7 protein-coding genes and 5 pseudogenes are annotated in these 18,543 nt (G+C 66.5%); 6 read left to right on the forward strand and 6 right to left on the reverse strand.

The features are described from left to right. Nucleotides 1-348 precede the first annotated feature (348 nt). From AB0D74_RS23275 to AB0D74_RS23290, 4 genes and pseudogenes are all read left to right on the forward strand, one after another. Nucleotides 349-7,107 (forward strand): RHS repeat-associated core domain-containing protein, encoded by a 6,759-nt coding sequence (locus AB0D74_RS23275; protein WP_362590076.1) that lies wholly within the window; start codon nucleotides 349-351, stop codon nucleotides 7,105-7,107. Nucleotides 7,108-7,504: 397 nt separating this feature from the next. Beyond that, complete coding sequence (locus AB0D74_RS23280; protein WP_362590079.1) at nucleotides 7,505-7,873, forward strand: hypothetical protein; 369 nt, start codon at nucleotides 7,505-7,507, stop codon at nucleotides 7,871-7,873. A 146-nt stretch (nucleotides 7,874-8,019) separates the two neighbouring features. Further along, nucleotides 8,020-8,195, forward strand: a pseudogene (locus AB0D74_RS23285) (site-specific integrase); the annotation flags it as partial. Nucleotides 8,196-8,589: 394 nt separating this feature from the next. Then, a pseudogene (locus AB0D74_RS23290) lies at nucleotides 8,590-8,758 on the forward strand (IS30 family transposase); the annotation flags it as partial. A 40-nt stretch (nucleotides 8,759-8,798) separates the two neighbouring features. Here the strand turns inward: AB0D74_RS23290 and AB0D74_RS23295 are convergent. Then, nucleotides 8,799-9,020 (reverse strand): annotated as a pseudogene (locus tag AB0D74_RS23295) (N-terminal phage integrase SAM-like domain-containing protein); the annotation flags it as partial. Between the two features lie 161 nt (nucleotides 9,021-9,181). Between AB0D74_RS23295 and AB0D74_RS23300 the strand changes: the two are divergent. Then, nucleotides 9,182-9,691 (forward strand): annotated as a pseudogene (locus AB0D74_RS23300) (ISAzo13 family transposase); the annotation flags it as partial. Nucleotides 9,692-9,909: 218 nt separating this feature from the next. Here AB0D74_RS23300 and AB0D74_RS23305 read toward each other — a convergent pair. The 5 genes and pseudogenes from AB0D74_RS23305 to AB0D74_RS23325 form a co-directional block, all read right to left on the reverse strand. Next, nucleotides 9,910-10,929, reverse strand: a complete 1,020-nt coding sequence (locus tag AB0D74_RS23305) for an ABC transporter permease (protein WP_362590082.1) — start codon at nucleotides 10,927-10,929, stop codon at nucleotides 9,910-9,912. Beyond that, nucleotides 10,926-11,900: an ABC transporter permease gene (locus AB0D74_RS23310; RefSeq protein ID WP_362590085.1), complete on the reverse strand. Its 975-nt coding sequence runs from the start codon at nucleotides 11,898-11,900 to the stop codon at nucleotides 10,926-10,928. The genes AB0D74_RS23305 and AB0D74_RS23310 overlap by 4 nt, the downstream gene beginning before the upstream one ends. Then, on the reverse strand, nucleotides 11,897-13,468 hold the full coding sequence (locus AB0D74_RS23315) for a sugar ABC transporter ATP-binding protein (protein WP_362590087.1): 1,572 nt from the start codon (nucleotides 13,466-13,468) through the stop codon (nucleotides 11,897-11,899). The genes AB0D74_RS23310 and AB0D74_RS23315 overlap by 4 nt, the downstream gene beginning before the upstream one ends. A 29-nt stretch (nucleotides 13,469-13,497) precedes the next feature. After that, on the reverse strand, nucleotides 13,498-14,763 hold the full coding sequence (locus AB0D74_RS23320; RefSeq protein ID WP_362590090.1) for a substrate-binding domain-containing protein: 1,266 nt from the start codon (nucleotides 14,761-14,763) through the stop codon (nucleotides 13,498-13,500). A gap of 353 nt (nucleotides 14,764-15,116) precedes the next feature. Continuing rightward, a pseudogene (locus AB0D74_RS23325) lies at nucleotides 15,117-15,433 on the reverse strand (DinB family protein); the annotation flags it as partial. 39 nt (nucleotides 15,434-15,472) lie between these two features. Between AB0D74_RS23325 and AB0D74_RS23330 the strand changes: the two are divergent. Beyond that, a complete protein-coding gene (locus AB0D74_RS23330) occupies nucleotides 15,473-18,355 on the forward strand; it encodes a hypothetical protein (protein ID WP_362590093.1) in 2,883 nt (960 codons plus the stop codon). The last annotated feature ends 188 nt before the right edge of the window (nucleotides 18,356-18,543 follow it).

Raw genomic sequence — 18,543 nt, forward strand, 5'->3', positions numbered from 1 at the left:
ATCGGCGTTGGGATCCCTCGCACGTCTCAGGCGGCCCCCCCGTGGGCCCGCGCCGCTGTGCATTCTCAGTGCCGAGGGGGGCGGGGTCCATCGCCGATGGGCTAACCAGTCCCTTACGCCGTCCGTTTTTGACGTATACAAGTCAACTTGGGTTCCATTCTAGGAGATGCCTTTGCCTTTCATGTGAAGCTTCTTTGCTTGTCGTGTTCAGTCCAGGCCCTAGCGTGAAGGTTCACGGGGGGTCGGAACGACTGTGCCTCCCTTCGGCGTGCGCTCAATCACCCGTTTTTCAGGGCGACTTGACCTGCGCACCGTACGGGGAGGGGGACGCACACCATGGTGCGGAGAATGAGGTGGAGACGCGCGCGGTCGGCAGCACGCGACCGAGGGCTGCGCCGTACGGCATACGTCGCCATCGGCGCCCTGCTGGTGGCCGGTCTGCTGCCGGCGAGTTCCGCCACGGCGGCCGCACCGACGAACCGTCATGTGTCCGCTCCCGCAGTGCCCCAGGACAAGCGCATCCCCTTCACCCGCGCCACTTCCCGGCACGTTTCCGGACACAAGGGGTTCCGGCACTTCGATCCCACTGCCCACGATCGGCTGCCCCAGCAGGGCAGCGCCGATGTATCCCTGCCCGTTGCTGCCACCACGGCGCACCTGAGCAGCAGGGCGTCCGAAGTGCGGGCAGGTCGTACGCCCGTTCTGTTCGCGCCCGCCGCCGGTGCGCGCCCACAGGCCGGTGCCGCCACCGGGTCCCAGCGTGTACGGGTCACCGTGCTGGACCAGAGGACCGCACGCGCCGCCGGCGTCCACGGTGTGCTCTTCACCCTGCGGCGTACCAGCCCGGGCGCCGGACAGGTTGCCCTGCGCGTGGACGACTCGTCGTTCCGCTACGCCTTCGGCGGAGACTTCGCCTCCCGCCTGCACCTGGTTCAATTGCCGGAGTGCGCGCTGACCACGCCGAAGCTGGCCAAGTGCCAGACCCAGACCACTGTGCGCACCGCCCCCGGCACGCCGCTGTCCGCGCGGGTCTCTGTGCCCGCCGCAGCCCCCGCCACCCCGGGAGCCGGCTCCGCCGTCCGCTCTGCGACGGCGTCGTCCACCGCCATGGTGGTCATGGCGGCGACCTCCGGCACGTCGGGCTCCTCCGGCGACTACTCAGCGACCAGCCTGTCGCCGGGTGGCTCCTGGTCGACCTCGGGGAACACCGGCGCTTTCACCTACAGCTACCCCATCTCGGTGCCTCCGGCGATCGGCGGGGCGGCACCGAACGTCGGCCTGTCCTACAGCTCCTCCACCCAGGACGCGCGCACCGAAGGCACCAACAACCAGTCCTCCTGGCTGGGAGACGGCTGGAACTCCACCGAGAACTACATCGAGCGCACCTACAAGTCCTGCAAGGACGACTCCTCCTCCGGAGCTCCGGACAACGACGGCGACGAGTGCTGGGCGGGACAGATCCTCACCCTCTCGCTCAATGGCAAGTCCACCGACATCGTCTACGACGACGCCACCAAGACCTTCCACCCCGCCGACGACGACTCCACCACCAAGGTCGAGGACCTGACCGGTGCCACGAACGGTACCGACAACAAGGAGTACTTCAAGGTCACCGAGGCCGGGTCGCAGTACTTCTTCGGCCTGAACCGGCTGCCGGGCTGGTCCAGCGGCAAGGACGAGACCAAGTCCGCGTGGACCGAGCCCGTCTACCACGCGCATAGCGGGGTTTCGACGTGCCCGGACAGCACGACCTTCGCCGACACGGCCTGCACGCTCGGCTACCGGTTCAACCTGGACTACGTGGTGGACGCCCACGGCAACGCCACCGCCTGGTACTACAGCCCGGAGACCGGCTACTACGGCGCGGACACGAAGAACACCGCCGTCGCCTACACGCGCGGCGGCACGCTGTCCCGGATCGACTACGGCATGACGTCCTCGACGATCTACTCCGCCACCGCTCCGGAACAGATCCTCTTCGACACGGCCGAGCGCTGCATCCCCGGCACCCCGTCCGGGAACACCTGCGCGGACAGCCAGTTCACCCCCGCCAACGCCGCCTACTGGCCTGACGTACCGATGGACTTGAACTGCACATCGGGGTCGACGAACTGCACCAACCATGGCCCGAGTTTCTGGTCACGCAAGCGCCTGACCTCGATCACCACGCAGTTCCAGACCGGCGGGACCACCAAGCAGGTTGACAAGTACACCTTCGCGCAGTCGTTCCCCGACGGCGGTGACCACGCCCCCACCCTGTGGCTCGACTCCGTCCAGCACACCGGACTCGACACCCTGGGCGGCGCGTCGGCCAATGCGTCCACGCCGGCGGTGAGTTTCGACCCGCCGCTGCAACTGCCCAACCGAGTCGGCACGATCCCACAGATGCCGCTGATGTACCACGACCGGATCCAGACGGTCACCACCGAGACGGGCGCGGAGACGACGGTCACCTACGACCGGCCCGGCTGCTCCAGCGCCCCGGCCAGCGACCCGAACGACCCCACCGACGCGGCGGCGCGGACCTTCGCCTCCACCAACACCCTGTCCTGCTTCCCGGTGTACTGGACCCCCGACGGGCAGCCCGCGCCCTGGATGGACTGGTTCTACAAGTACAAGGTCACCGCGGTAGTCACCGCCGACCCGCACAACTCATACCAGGACGGCACCCAGCCGGAGCTGGAGACCGACTACGCCTACAAGGGCAACCCCGGCTGGCACTACGACGACAACGAGACCGTCAAGGCCAAGAACCGTACCTGGGGCCAGTTCCGCGGTTACCCGGAGGTGGACGTCACCACCGGGGACCCGAACGTCTTCCACTACACCGACGGCGCCAAGGTCCACGACCAGAAGACGCTCGCGAAGACGTACTACTTCCTGGGCATGAACGGCGACACGCTGCCGGCCGGCAAGACCCGTTCGGTGGCGGAACTGACCAGCCAGGATGGTGCGACCTCGGTCGCGGACGACGACACGCTGGCCGGCCAGACCTTCGAGACCGACACGTACTCCGCCGCTGGCGGCAGCCTGAGCAAGGCCGTCGTGAACGTGCCCACCATCATCGGTCCCACGGCCAGCCGCAACCGCAGCGGCCTGCCCGACCTGACGGCGCAGATGGTGCGTCCCGCCAAGACGCTGACCCGCCAGGCCGTGTCGTACGGCTGGCGCGGGACCGAGACCGACAGTTTCTACAACCGGACGCTGGGCAAGTCGACCACCGGCATGCCGGTGCAGGTCGACGACCGGGGCGAGACCACCGACAGCGCCAACGTCTCCAAGTGCACCTACACCCGCTACCTCACCGGCACTCCGAGCACCCTGGTCCTGCCCGCAGAGGTCATCTCCACCTCCCAGGACTGCTCCAGCGCCGGCGCCACCCCGAGCGGCACCCTGCTCTCCGACGTCCGTACTTCCTACGACCACAACGCCTTCGCGTACGACGGCGACGGCCAGCAGAGTCCGGCACTCCCCGCGATCGGTGACGCCACGCTGGACCAGCAGGCGTCCGCCGCCGCCGGCACCATCGCCACCGCGTTCGTGGACCAGTCCGTTACCACCTACGACTCGTACGGCCGCACCATCAAGGCCACCCGTACTCCCCACTCGGTCTCCCCCGACGGAAAGAACCTCGACCAGACCGTCTACACCTCCTACACCCCCACCACCGGCGCGCTCCCCACAAGCAGCACGACCATCACCCAGGTCACATCCGGTGTGGACTGCTCCACGGCGACCGCGTCGTCCAAGGACTGCCAGCTCGCAAGCAGCACCCTGGACCCCGCACGGGGCCTGCCCACGGCCAAGACGGACGCGGCCGGCATGCTCACCTCGCTCACCTACGACGCCCTCGGCCGCATGACCGGTGTCTGGCTGCCCAACGAGATCAAGGCCAACGGCGACCCGGCGAACTCGACCTACACCTATGCCCTGTCCCAGTCGGCCCCCTCGGTCGTCTCCTCCAACACGCTGCTGGACAGCGGCAGTTACAGCACCAGCGAGACGCTGTACGACGCGATGCTGCGTCCGCTGCAGGTACAGGCGACCGCGGAGAACTCGACCATCACGGTCTCCGACACCGCATATGACTCGCACGGCTGGACGGTTGTCACCAACAACGCCTACAACGTGGCTGGCAGCCCCGGCAACAGCCTGATATCGGTCTCACAGGTCTCCATCCCCGACACCACCGTCACCGACTACGACGGACAGGGCCGGGCCGACCTGGTCACCGAGGAACACGACGGGGCCAAGACCTGGACGACGACCACCGCCTACACCGGTGACAAGACCACCGTCCTGCCGCCCAAGGGTGCGGTCGCCACCTCCACGGTCGTCAACGCACGCGGTCAGACCACCGAACTCGACCAGTACACCAACGCGCCCACACTGAGCGGATCCGCGGCGACAGGCTTCACCGCCACCGGCGGCAGCCCCTCACCCACCGCCTACGGCTACAACGACGCCGGACAGCAGACCCGGGTCACCGGTCCCGACAAGGCGGTGTGGACCTTCGGCTACGACCTGCTGGGCCACAAGACGTCCCAGACCGACCCGGACGCGGGCGGCAGCAGCTACCGCTACGACGACGCGGGCAACCTGACGTCCACCACGGACGCCAAGAAAGTCGAGCTCGACTACACCTACGACCTGCTGGGCCGCAAGCTCACGGCCACCGACAAGTCCGAGTCGAACTTCGAGTTCGCCTCCTGGACCTACGACACCCTCCGGATCGGCCTGCCGACCTCGTCGACCCGCTACGTCCAGGGCACGACCGGCGGGTACACGGTGGCCACCACCGCCTACACCAGCCTGGGTAAGCCGACCGGAACGAAGATCACGCTGCCGGCATCGGAGGCCCCGCTGCCGTCGACGTACACCACGGCCTACACGTACACCTCCAACGACCAGCTGCCGAAGACACAGGTCGACCCGCGAACCCAGGGCCTGAACAACGAGACCATCACCTACGGCCGGGACGCACTGGGCAATCCGACGAAAACGTCCAGCAGTATCAGCACCTACGTCGGCGCGACCGTCTACACCAACTACGGTGAGCTTTCCCGGGTCACCTTCGGCTCGTCGACGAATCCTGCCTGGGCGACCTACAGCTACGACGACCAGACCCGACGACCGACCGACCGTCTCGTGGAGCGGACCCAGGCCCCCGGTCCGACGGTGGACGACACCAAGTACACGTACGACGCCGCCGGCAACCCCACCTCCACCACCGACCAGCAGTCGGAGACCGGCAACACCGTCACCGACCAGCAGTGCTACAGCTACGACACGCTCGACCGGTTGACCGACGCCTGGACCGCCAAGGACAACTGCGCGGCCAACCCGCCCACGAGCAGCACCCTGTCCACCACGGCCGGCTCCTACTGGCAGTCCTTCAGCTACGACGCGGTCGGCGACCGCAAGCAGAGCATCGACCACGCCATCGGCGGATCGGGCACCACGAGCACCACGACCTACGCCGACGGCTGCACCACCGGCTGCAACTCCACCGGCGCCCAGCCGCACACCCTGACCGCCACCACCGGCGGCACCAACCCGACCAGGTTCGGCTACGACGAAGACGGCAACCTGCACACCCGCACCCCCACCACCGGACCGGGCCAGACTCTGAACTGGGACGACGAAGGCCACCTGACCGAGGTCGACACCGACGGCACTAGCCCCACCAGCACCAAGTACGTCTACGACGCCGACGGCACCCAGCTCATCCGCCGCGACCCCGGCCAGACCAGCCTCTTCGCCGGCGACACCGAGATCGTCGTCAACACCAGCGTCACCCCCAACGTCCTGCTCGGCGCCGTCCGCACCTACAGCCACGGCGGCTCAGGTGCCCCCGTAGCAGTCCGCTCCAGCCTCACGGGCGGGGGCACGAAGTACCTCTTCAACGACCCGCAGGGCACTGCTTCCCTGGCGATGGACATCACCACCCAGCAGGTCGCCCGTCAGCAGTACACCCCGTACGGCCAGCCCCGCTCCAGCGCCAACACGACCACCTGGCCCGACCCCACCCACTCCTACCTCGGCAAGCCCCAGGACACGTCGACCGGCTACACCGATGTCGGCGCCCGCAAGTACGACCCGGCTCTCGGCAGCTTCATCAGCGTCGACCCAGTCTTCGAAGCCGCCAGCCCCCAGGAACTCGGCGGATACGCCTACGCCGCCGACAACCCCATCGCCAGCAGCGACCCCACAGGACTCGAATCGTGCTACCCGTCCAGCTACTGCTCCGGCAGCAACGGCACATACGGCGACTACCACTCCGAAAACGACCCCCAATCCAGCAACTACAAGGGCTCCAGCCACTACTGCGACACGCACTGGTGCAACCCTGACGTCAACAATGAGCACTACTGCGACGGATGCCATGAGGGCGGTGCCGCCCAGGTTCCGATCCCGCCCCTGAAAACCGTCCAGATGTTCCAGCCGAAATACCCGAGCGTGGCGCAGATGGCCAACCAGGGAGAGTACAACCCTGCGTACTCCTATGCGACCAATGTCGAGCTCTACTTCCGCGGGAGGTGCACTCAGGACATGACCCAGGGCGGGTGCCAGGAACTCTCGCACTTCTACCAAACCTGGGCGGATGTCCGCGACATACCCGAGAACCCCTGCGCGGCGGGCACACTCTGCGACATGGCGCCGACGCTGCTGGCCGGGGCCGGTGCTTCCGGTGAGGGAGCCGGGGCTGGCGCTGCGAGTGAGGAAGCTGCGGCCGGCGCTGCGAGTGAGGAAGCGGAGGGCCTCATTGGGGTTCCGAAGGCCGCCTTTTCTCGGGTCATGGCTCGGCTGGACGGGCTGAGGGTGGGGGACAGGCCCGTGGTGGACGGAGTTGAGGTGTTCGGGTCCCGCGCCGGTAGCACCTATCGAGGCCGGGGCCCTACGGCGGAGTCCGATCTCGATATGCTCGTTTCGATCGACCCTGCAGTGCTTCAAGGTCGTAGTGGGCGCTGGGTTCGCGACACGCTGGGCAAGATTCGCGCGGATTTCCAGGAAGAAACCAATATCGAACTCTCACTGTATGCCCCGGACAGTGTCTCTACATTCAAGTCGTCGATCCCTGGGACCAATTTCGTGAGGCTGCGGTGAACGAAGATTCTGTCAGGCTCGTAGTAGACGGCGCTGAACTGCCCATCTCCGCTACGCAACGACTGCTGCAGCGGACTCCGTACCCCGGCGGGCATCGATATGAGCTCGTTCTGCGCGATCAGAAGGTGATCAAACGCTGGTTTCGCGATGTCGAATCACAACTATCGCCGGGGTCGGATGTGCAGTGGGCCGTTTTCTATGGCCTGGACAGGGTCGCCGGGGAATTGTGTGCGCACCCTCCAGGTAGGGTCGAATATCTGCTGAACTCCGTCGATGCCATCCGGGTGAGACAGGAGGAAATGATCATTTCGGGGGTGTGTTCAAAGATCGTGGAATCCGTTCGGGGCGATCACGAGCCGCGTCCATGACGCCTGAAATCTAGGGGAGAGTGATCGTCGTGGGTGCCCTCGTTCGGATCAGGGGTTGGCTGGAGTGCGATGATCAGCAGTTTGCCCAGGTCGAAGAGATCGTTCAATCGGACGATGCCGACCGGACGTACAGCGGCGGCTGGGCCTTTCCCTCGAGGCAGTACAATTTCGTCAACTGGGTTTTCTTCGGTGTCGAGATGCGTGCTCAGTCGGTCGACTGGTTCCTGGACCGACTGCGGCGCGTGGCGCGGATTCCGGCCTCCGATGAGGACAACGACCTGATCACCGGCCTGTTCTTCGTCAGCCACGAAGTCGACGGCATGAGCGAGTGGCAGGTCCGCGACGGCGCAGTGGCGATCCGGGCCGCGAGCCAGGAATATCAGTTCCTCGACGAATAGGGTGTTCGGTCGGAGTGAGCCGGAATCCGAAGCCCAGCGGGGCGGACGGCATTCCGGTTCCCGTTCGGCGTAGACGTGCGCGGAATGAAGAGCCTGATCAGTCGCCAGCCGAGCGGAAGGCATTTCCTCCTCCTGTACCAGCTGCGCGGGGAGGGATCGTCGGTCTTCGTTGGTCGGACGTCGCCCTCGACAATCGTGTTCTCTACGTCCGCCACCAGGTCCAGCGTCGCCGTGGCGTCCCGCTGCCTGCTCTCTGCATCGCGCCTCTGCGCTGGCACCGCATGCGACAGGCAGATGCCCGAGGCAGGGCGGGGAGAGGTGGCCTGTCAATCCCCTCGCGGCGTGGAGACGATCTATGCGGCCAGTCTCTCGGCGAGGGTGGCCCGGAACTCGCGTTCGTAGTCGATCGGGCTCTTGAATCTGCATACGCCGTGGAGCCGCCTGGTGTTGTAGAAGTCGGTGATCCAGGTGGCGATCTTGATGCGGGCCTCGTGCGGGTGCGGAAGGTGTGCCGGTGGATGTACTCGACCTTCAGCAAGCTATTGAACGCCTCGCTCACGGCGTTGTCGTAGCAAGATCCGAATCTGCCTATGGACTGCACGATGCCCAGTTTGAGGCAGGCCCGCTGGAACTTACGGGAGCAGTATTCGGCGGATTCGACCGGTCATCGCAACACCTCGATCTTGGAGGTGTTGATGGGCAGGCCAGCGGGGTGGATGAAGGCGCTGACGGGCAGGGCGCCGATGAAGTCGCTTGGGAAACCGTCGCTTCACCGAGATGTGGAACGGTTGTTCTGGCGAGAGATCGCCAAAGGGCTGACCAGTAAGGAAGCCGCGATCGCAGTCGGCCGGCAGTCGCTGGTTCCGTGAGCGTGCGGGCATGCCGACCTTGGGCGCGGACGTCGGCTGGCTTGGGCGTTGGGTTCACGTTCGGCGTCGGTACCGCGCGCGCAGCGCTGGCAGACGATCCGCAGGGCGTTCAGCCAGGTCCGGACGTCCTTGGCGGTGAGCTTCGCGAGCTTCTTCGGGTCCAGGTCCGGTATGAGGTACTGCTCGACTATGGCGGTGTAGCGGGTGTGGGTGGTCTCACGGAGATGGTGGACAGCGATGTTCTCCAGCCAGTACGTCAGGTACGGCGCGAGGCTGCCCCCCCCGAGGCAATGTTGTTCGTTGGTTCGAAATTCGTGATCGGCTGCCCTACGGGCTTGCCGGAAAGCAAGTCGAGGCTTCCAGCTGCGGGCATCGTTGTTCTGGTATGGGGAGACCGGAGGGGATCGAGGCGGTCCTGGCTGCGAAGTTCCAGGTGTTGATGCCGCATCTGGACGAGCGTCAGCGTCGGCTGGCGATAGGGGCGGAAGCGCGGTCGCTGGGGCATGGCGGGATCAGGCCTGTCGCCGCTGCGGCCGGGGTCCGGGACGGCACGGTCTCGCATGGGGTGACTGAACTGGACTCAGGCCAGCGGCCGTTGGGGCGGGTCCGTCGTCCCGGTGGAGGCAGGAAGAAGGCTGCCGAGCTGGATGTGGGGCTGTTGCCGGCGCTGCTGGCGTTGGTTGAGTCCGACGAGCGGGGCGATCCGATGTCATCGCTGCGCTGGACGACGAAGTCGACCTGGAAGCTGGCAGCTGGGCTGACCCGGCAGGGCCACCGGGTCTGCGCCGACACGGTCGCCGGACTGCTGCGGGAAGAAGGCTTCAGTCTGCAGGCCAACGCCAAGACCATCGAGGGCGCTCAGTACCCGGACCGGGATGCCCAGTTCCGCTACCTCAACGAGCGGGCACGCGGCCACAGGGACGCCGGAGACCCGGTGACGCTGGTCGAGTTGTCGCTGGCAGCCGGGCACCGGCGCGGAGCCCCGTACGACCGAACATGCCCCGGCCGCTGACAACCCTCGGACTCACGTGATCATTCCCGGCCGATCATGAGAACGACGGAGCCCTGAGGGGCCGCCGTTGAACTACACGCCCTGTCGGGACTTGAGATCCGTGGTCACGGGCCAGCACCACGACTTCGCCAATGCCCAAGTGCACTCGCCCTGCTTCAGATGCGGTCACGTAGCCGCCTTTCCCGGCCGTAGAGGCCGACGACGAAAAGGATCAGTCCGCCGGTGATCATGTCCTGCGAGGCGGAAGACAGTTGGTTGGCGCTGAGGAGCAGGGCGACCACCGACAGCACCAGCGCGCCGAGCACTGTGCGCCAGTAGTCGCCGCGGCCACCGAACATGGTGCCGCCGACGATGACCGCCGCCAGGGACTGGAAGAGGTAGGGGTCGCCGATCGTGACGTTGCCCGAGCCGGAGTAGCCGGCCAGCAGGATGCCCACGCAAGTGGCCAGCACCGCGCTGGCGACGTACGCGTAGATCCAGGTGCGGTTGACCCGCACCAGGGCCAGCCGCGCGGCGGGCTGGTTGACGCCGGTCAGATACAGGTTGCGGCCGGCGCGGGTGCGGGTGAGCACCAGGCCGATGACGATCGCCACCACAGCCCAGATGACGATCACCGGCGGAACGCCGAGGCCGAAGGTCGTGCCGTTGGCGGCCGTCAGCTTGCCCAGCCACGCCGGGGCGACCCCGGTGGCGGAGCCGTTGATCCACTTCAGGACCAGCCCGGACAGCAGCGCGCTGACGCCCAGCGTCACGATGAGCGGCTCGACCTTGAAGCGGTACGACAGCAGTCCGTTGACGAAACCGCCCAGCACACCGACGGCCAGCGCGACCGCCACCGCGGCCCCGGTGGACCAGTGGTCGGTGCCGCACAGCTCGGCGATGATGACATTGCCCGCCGAGATGAACGCCGCGATGGAGAAGTCGATCCCGCCCACCAGGACGACGATGGTCTGCCCGGCGCCCGCGAGGCCCAGCAGCGAGGCGTTGACGAGGATCGCGTAGAGCACCCGCTGCGAGCCGAAGCCGTCGATGGTGCTCAGGCCGTAGACGTACAGCGAGACCAGGGCGAGCAGTTGGAGCAGGGGGATGCGGCGCTGCCACTCGTTGAGCGTGTGGAGGAGGGGAACCCCGCCGCCTTCCGTCGCCGGGTCCGCGACCGCGGTGTCTGTGGTCATGCGACGGCCCTCCTGCGGGCGTTGGTCAACACGGCGCCCACGATCACGGCGAACAGCAGCATCGCGCCGTAGATCGCGGTGGACCACAGGGTGGACACCTTCACCACGTTGAGCAGGTTGTTGATCAGGTAGATGCTCGCCGCGCCGAGCAGCGAGCCGAACAGGGAGCCCCGGCCGCCGGCCAGCGAGGTGCCGCCCAGGGCCACCGCGGCGATGGCGAGCAGGGTGTACTGCGCGGACATGCTCGCCGCACCCTCGCTGATGAGGGACATCAGGGCGATTCCGGCGATGCCCGCGTACATCCCGCCGAGCGCGTACGCGGCGATCCGGACCTTCGGCACGTTCACTCCGGCGGAGAACGCCGTGGCGTCGTCGCCGCCGACCGCGTACAGCGCCTTGACGAAGGGCGTACGGGACAGGCCCCACCAGATCAGGAACGGGGCGCCGATGGTCAGCAGCGCGCCGGGGACCGGGCCGAAGGAGCCGGCCAGGTCCTTGGTCCACGAGGTGCTGCCGGAGGGGACGGTGTCGCCCTGCACCTGGGTGGCCAGACCGCCGATGACGATGTTGGCGCAGAGCGTGGCCACGACCGGCTGGAACCGCAGTACGGCCACGAGGGTGCCGTTCACCGCGCCGATCGCCGCGCCGATCGCCAGGCAGGCCGGGATCACCACGAAGGGCGAAGTGAGGCCGTTGGGCAGCAGGTTCGCCACGATGACGATGTCGATCAGGGTCAGCAGCGGGCCGATCGAGATGTCGATGCCGCCGCCGCCCGAGAGGATCGCCGGGGTGCTGGCCATCGCCGCGACGGCCAGCGGCGCGAAGGACGCGAGCACCGCCGCCCAGTTGCCGAAGGCCAGGAACGCCGGCTGGAGGGCGGTGTTGACCACCAGCAGGACCAGGGCTAGCAGTCCGGCGAACGCGTACGGGCGCTTGCCGAGCAGGCTCCGCAGCACGTCGAGGGCATTCATGAGTCACCATCCGGGGAGGCGGAGCCGGAGACCGATGAGGTGACCGTGCGGCCGAAGAACGCAGCGACCAGGGACTGACGGGTCAGGGCCTTGCGGGCGAGGGTCGTGGAGTGCACGCCCTCGCGGAAGACGAGGACACGGTCCATGAGCTCGATGTGCTCGTCGACCTCCGTCGAGAGCATGACGACGGCGACCCCGCGTGCGGTCAGCTCGTCGAGGAGGGCGTAGATGTCGCGCTTGGCGCCGATGTCCACGCCCCGGGTGGGGTCGTTGAGCAGGAGCACGTCCGGGCGGCGGGCGAGCCAGCGGGCGATGACCACCTTCTGCTGGTTGCCGCCGGACAGGGTGGTGATGGGGTCGGACTCGCGGCCCATCCGGACCTTGAGGCCGGACCGGTACTCCGCGAACCGGCTCAGCGCGGACGCCCGCGACAGCAGCCCGAAGCGGGTGTCCTTGTCCTGGGTCGCCGCCGAGAAGTTCTCCCGGACGGAGAGCGTCCCGAACAGGGCCTCGCCGCGCCGGTCGCGCGGTACGTAGCCGATGCCGGCCGCGGCCGCCCGCTGCTCGGAGCGGATCTCGGTCTCGCCGCCCACCTCCACCCGTGCGACGGACCCCTCGCCCGCGGGGCCGTGCCACAGCGCCTTGATGAAGGCGTCCTGGCCGTGGCCTTCGAGGCCGGCCAGGCCGACCATCTCCCCGGCCCGGAGCTCGAAGTCGACCGGGTCGGCGTCCGGCCGCAGCCGCAGCCCGCGGACCCGCAGCAGGACCGGCGCGTCGGCGGCGGGGCCGCTGCGATGCGCCAGTGCGCCGCCCTCGGGGATGTCGGTGAGGTGTTCGGCGCCGGTCATCAGGCGCACCAACTCGGCCGTGGTGGCGTCGTCGGCGTCCAGGGTGGCCACCGACTCGCCCGAGCGCAGCACGGACACCCGGTCGGAGATCGCGTCGACCTCGTCCATGCGGTGGGAGACGAACAGCACGGACATGCCGGCCGCCTTGCGCCGGGCGATGGCCTCAAAGAGCCGGTCCCGGGTGGCCACGTCGAGCGCGCTGGTGGCCTCGTCCAGGATCAGCACCCTGGGCTCGCGGACCAGCGCACGGGCGATGCCGCACGCCTGCCGGTCGCTCAGCGAGAGCTGTTCGACCGGGGTGTCCAGGTCGGGCGCCTCGCCGAGCAGTTCGCCCAGTACGGCGGCGGCCCTGGCCCGCTTGTCCGGCTCGGAGATCTTCCGCCGGAAGACCCCGTCGGCGCCGAGCCAGACGTTCTCCAGCACCGAGCGCGGGCCGACCACCAGGACCTCCTGGTAGACCGCCATCACACCGGCCGCGATCGCCGCCGCGGGACCGCCCAGGCGGACCGCACGGCCGGCGACCTGGTAGCCGCCGGAGTCCGGGGCGTGCACCCCGGTGAGAATCTTGACCAGGGTGCTCTTCCCGGACCCGTTCTCGCCCATCAGGGCATGGACCTCGCCGGCCAGAAGCCGGAGCGAACAGGACCGCAAGGCCCTGGTCGCCCCGAACGACTTGGCGAGACCGGTGACTTCGAGGGCCACCTGGCTCTGCTCGCTCAACGTACTTGCTCCCTCAACGTACTTGCTGCCTACGAGCCGAAGAAGCCGTCGACGTAGCTCGTCTCCGCGAATGTCTGGCCGACATCGCCCACCGTGATGGTGGAGGCGTCGCCGGTCTTGAAACTCGACTTCGAGAACTTCGACAGGTTGTCGCTCGTCACGAGCGGCGGGTTGATGACGATGTCCGAGACCTTGACCCCGTCACCGTCGAGCATGTGCTTGGCCACCTGGACGACGGCCTGGGCCAGACCGTCGGCCGGGTTGAACAGGCCGACGCCCTTGTAGCTGCTCTGGTTGGCCGCCCAGTACGCCACTCCGCCCTTGGTCAGGCCGTTGTCGGCGACCGGCGGGACGGTGACGTTGGACTTCTGGAAGGCCGAGATGATGCCGGTGGTCATCGGGCCGCCCTCCAGGACGCCGCCGATGGTCTTGGTCGGGTTCGCCGCCAGGTACTGCTGGACCTTGGTCTGCGCGGTGGTGGGCGAGAAGTCGGTGTAGATGGAGTCGTCCAGGGTGATGCCGGAGCACTTCGCGAGCGCGGCCTTGGCACCGTTGAAGGTGTCGGTGTCGATCGGCACGCCCTTGATGCCGTGCACGCCGAGGATCGTGCCCTTGCCGCCCATCGACTTCGCCAGGGCGGCGGCCTGCGCCTCGCCCGCCGCGAAGGCGTTCGGCACGACGTTGACGGTGTTGGCGTCGGCCACGTTGTTCAGCACCGAGATGGACGGGATGCCGGCCTTGGCGGCCTTGTCGACGACCGACTCGAAACCGGCGGCCAGCGGCTGGTAGATGATCAGGTCGACCTTGTCGGTGATCAGCTGGTTGAACTGCGAGATCTGGTTGGTGACCTCGTTGGTGGACACGAGGTCGACGACCTTGTAGCCCTGCGCCTTGAGGTACTTCTGCAGCGCGTTGTTGATCAGCGTCTGGTAGGGGTTCGTCAGCTGGGACTCGGAGATGCCGACCGTGATCGTCCCGGACTTCTTGCCCTTCCAGTTCGCCCAGGCGCTCTTCTGCACAGTGCCGGAGTAGCCGCTGTACGCCGAGCTGTAGTCCGCGCCCAGGGCCTTGACCAGGCCAGCCGTGTCGCTGAACTCCGCCGCCGGGACGGTGCCGCAGGACGAGGACGAGGACGACGAGGAATCGGAGCCGGCGCTCGTGCTGTCGGAGCCTTTCTTGCTGCAGCCCGCCGCCGTGAGGGTGAGCAGGGCCGCGGCACAGAGAGCGCCCGAGATCCGGACGGAGCGGTTGCGGTGCGTCGTGGCGGTGGCCGCGGCCGCGAGTCTTGCGGTCATCGTGGGGACTCTCCTTTGAGCCTGTGCGAGTCGGTGCCGGGTCACGGAGCGAAACGGCCCGACCGAATTGCACGGCAGCGTAGGAAGCGCCCGAAACGACGTACAAGGTCCCCGGTCATCGACCCTGGGGATGGGTGGTATGCATGTCAGGGTGATGCCGTCATGGATCACTGGCGTGCGACAGCCTGGGGGCAAGACACGGGCTGTGTGGTCCTTCTGGGCGAGGCGAGAGACCGTGATGCTTCTGCCACCACTTTGTGATGTGAGCGGGCCCGCCTGGTGCTGCGCCGCCGCGTACACCTGTACGCGGACGCGCGTCTAGGTGTAGCGATCTAGCCGGGCGAATTGATCGATCACAGGTCCGGGACCGGTGGCCTGAGGACGTGCAGGACCCCGTTCTCCATGGGAAACCGCTCGGGACCCACCGTGGGCGGATTCTCCAGGTCGGTGTCCGAGAGCTCGCGGACCCCGTGTTCCATCTCTCATGTATCACATCGAGCTGTTTCAGCGAGTCGTCAGTGGCCCCCACGTAGGCGAAGGTCTCGGAGTCAAGGTCCTGGCCCTCGAAGTACCATCCGACCCGATAGTCCAGGCACGAGACGATGATGTGCGCCAGCTGCCAGGCAATCATGGTGGCTGGCGCCGGGTCAGGGGAGGCGAAGTCTAGAGATGCCCTGACCAAGGGTACTGCCTCTGGCAGGATAACCCTGTGCCTGACTATGACCTGAATCGTCTTGGCTCGCGTGCGTTCGAGCAACTCGTGGTGGCTCTCGCCCGTCGGGAGCTTGGTCCCGGCGTCGAGGTATTCGGGGATGGCAGGGACGGCGGACGTGAGGCGACGTTCGATGGGACGATCCGCTGGTCTGCCACAGCGACTTCGTCCGATGACGTGCGCGACGTATGGACCGGCTACACCGTCCTGCAGGCCAAGTTCCAGGTGAAGCCCAAGCCGCATCCGCACGAAAATGCGGTGTGGCTACAGAACGAGATCAGCGCTGAGATCGTCAATTGGGTTCGAGCCGCACAGAACAGAACCAGGGATCGCCTCCCCGACTACTTGATCTTCATCACGAACATTGACTTGACACCGGTCGCGAAAGTCGGCGGCATCGACACCCTGAACGCGTTCATTCGCAAGAAGTTGGATGAATCGGGTGGCCGGCTGTATGGGCTCAGGGTCCAGGCCTTCAAGATTTGGCACGCTGATCAGCTCCGGACGATGTTGGATGCCAACCAAGAGGTCCGCTGGGCATACCCAGGGTTGCTGACAGCCGGTGACGTCATGTCTAGGCTTGGCCATGATGTGGTGAGCCTCGGCAACTTGGACGTCAAAGACCCGTTGCGGCAGGAACTGTTGCGTAGTCTGAAGGCTGATCGCTGGATTCGCCTTGGACAAGCTGGTGGGTCGGGCGATGCAAAGTTATGGCTCGACGACATCGCCATTGATCTGCCGGCGATGCCCGACGCATCGCAGGACGAAGTCCAGGCGGTTGGACACGTGCTGGAGGTCGGCGACACGGTGTTGCGGCCCCGGCAGCCTGGTTGTATCAAGCGGCCGCATCTGGTGCTGGTCGGCGGTCCCGGGCAAGGCAAGTCGACACTCAGCCAACTCGTCGCCCAGGCGTATCGGGTAGCCATGCTTGAGGGGGCTAACCTCGGTCCATCAGCCCAGGAAATTGTCAATGGGACGCGCGAGGCTCTGGAGCGGCTCCGCCTGACTGTGCCGGCCAACCGCCGTTGGCCGGCACGAATCGATCTGGCGAAATATGCCGAAGAGCTTGCTTCCAGTAAGGACACCAGCTTGCTGCGGTGGATTGCCCAGCAGATGTCCAAGCGTGCGGAGGTAGCCATCCAGCCGTCGCAACTGCGTGAGTGGCTTCGGGTGTGGCCATGGGTCTTGGTTTTGGACGGTCTGGACGAGGTCCCGGACCCTGAAGTTCGACGAACCATCTACGAGAGGGTCGACGATCTCCTCACAGACGCGGAGGATCTCGACGCGGATCTTCTCATCGTTGTTACCACCCGCCCCACTGGCTACGACGAGCGGTTTCCGGAGAGTCACTACCGACATCTGCAATTGCTGAGGATTCCTCCCCACCGGGCCGCAGCGTTCGCAGAGATGATTATCGAAAAGAGGTTTCCCGAAGACGAGGACATGCGCACGAAGGTCACAGACCGCATGCGTGACGCCGCGCAAGATCCGGTCACCGTCAGACTGATGGAGACACCGCTTCAGGTCACCATCATGTCCTTGATCGTGGAGAAGTATCCGACCCTGCCGCCCGACCGGTTCACGCTCTTCAGCCTTTACTACCGAACAGTGTCGGACCGGGAGATCGCCAAGGACATCCCGGAGGCCCGGTTCCTGGCCCGACATCGAGGCCAGATCGATCGGCTTCACGAACAGGTCGGCCTCATCCTGCAGACGGATTCCGAGACTGCTGATGGGGCGGACGCGCACATGAGCCTCCCAGCGCTGCAGAATCTCGCCTTCACGCGGCTCTTGGCCCGTGGCTTCAGCGACGATGACGCGAGACAAACGGCCACTGCCGTCCTTAAAGCAGCAACGACGCGCCTCGTGCTGCTCGTCCCCCGCGACACCGGCGTCGGTTTCGATATCCGCACGCTGCAAGAGTTGATGGCCGCCCAAGCGATCATCGAGGGCGACGACACTCAGGTTATTGCTCGGCTGCGCCTCATCGCCCATCACCCACATTGGCGCAACACGTGGCTGCTGGCTGTCGGTGCCCTGCTACTGCGATCGGACCGCTTCGAACGCCTCATCCTCGACTTGCTTCGGCAACTCGACACCGAGCCACGGCGGCTCAAAGCCCGCTACCCAACGGCGCCCTCTCTCGCGGTGGACATTCTGGAGGACAACCTGGCCGTCGACCGCCCTAGTTTCGAACGAGGCCTCGTGACCTGCCTTCTCAGCGCTCTCGACCGTCCTCCGATCATCGATCTTCGCCGACTGGCGGAAGGCGTTCTGAGAGTCGCCGACACGTCGTACCGCAAGAATGTCTTTGAATGTTTGGCCGCGGCCCAGACCGCAGGTCCCCGGCGGCGCGCAGCTTCCGCACTCGTTTTGGACGCGATGGCCCGTGTCACCCAGCACAATGGCCGCCTCACCAGCATTCGCATCGCGCGTCAGAGGCTGGCGCTTAGCAAGGAAGAGGAGCGGGCCCTGGCAGCTTGGGAGGCTGTTCGGGCAGGAAAGTCTCGCTGGCAGCACGGCGGAATCGATCTTGCCGCCCACCTTGAAGCGCACGTCGACGTGCCCGGACTGGATGCACTCGACGCGGAAAAACTTCGCATGGGCTTGGCCGCTCTGGCCGGCTCGCAGTTCATCCTCACCGGGCCAGAACCCTGTACCGCCGTGCCAATGGTTCTGGGCGATGGTCGTGTTGACCGCCTTCTGCAAGCCCTTGAAAGTGAGGACGTCGCTGCAACGCTCGACCTCGCACTCAATGCGATCCCCGAGACCCACTGGAGCATCGAGTCCATGTTGGGCGCCGTGCTAAAGCGAGCGCAGAGCCGTCTTCCCGTGGGACAGGGGCTTTTGAAGAGTTTACTGGAATCTCAAGTGTGCTGAGCCTTGAGGAGTTCCAGGGTTGCGTTCCTGGCGCTCTTGTCGGTCGCGTGTAGCTCTGACAACTCTTGGCGGGCCAAACGCGGTGGCTCACTCCGTCGCCGCAGATTTGAAGGTCGGGGCGTACGTGGAGTCTCACACTATCTTCACGCCCGCGAAGCCTCTCGCGGAAACAATTACGCACCTTCTCG

Origin of the sequence: Streptomyces sp. NPDC048278 (assembly GCF_040652195.1) — a bacterium.
GTDB lineage: Bacteria > Actinomycetota > Actinomycetes > Streptomycetales > Streptomycetaceae > Streptomyces.

Excerpts from the sequence above, each read along its gene's own strand:
- AB0D74_RS23310 (WP_362590085.1), bottom strand. The coding sequence starts at position 11,900 with ATGAATGCCCTCGACGTGCTGCGGAGCCTGCTCGGCAAGCGCCCGTAC.
- AB0D74_RS23320 (WP_362590090.1), bottom strand. The coding sequence starts at position 14,763 with ATGACCGCAAGACTCGCGGCCGCGGCCACCGCCACGACGCACCGCAAC.
- AB0D74_RS23275 (WP_362590076.1), top strand. The coding sequence starts at position 349 with ATGAGGTGGAGACGCGCGCGGTCGGCAGCACGCGACCGAGGGCTGCGC.
- AB0D74_RS23305 (WP_362590082.1), bottom strand. The coding sequence starts at position 10,929 with ATGACCACAGACACCGCGGTCGCGGACCCGGCGACGGAAGGCGGCGGG.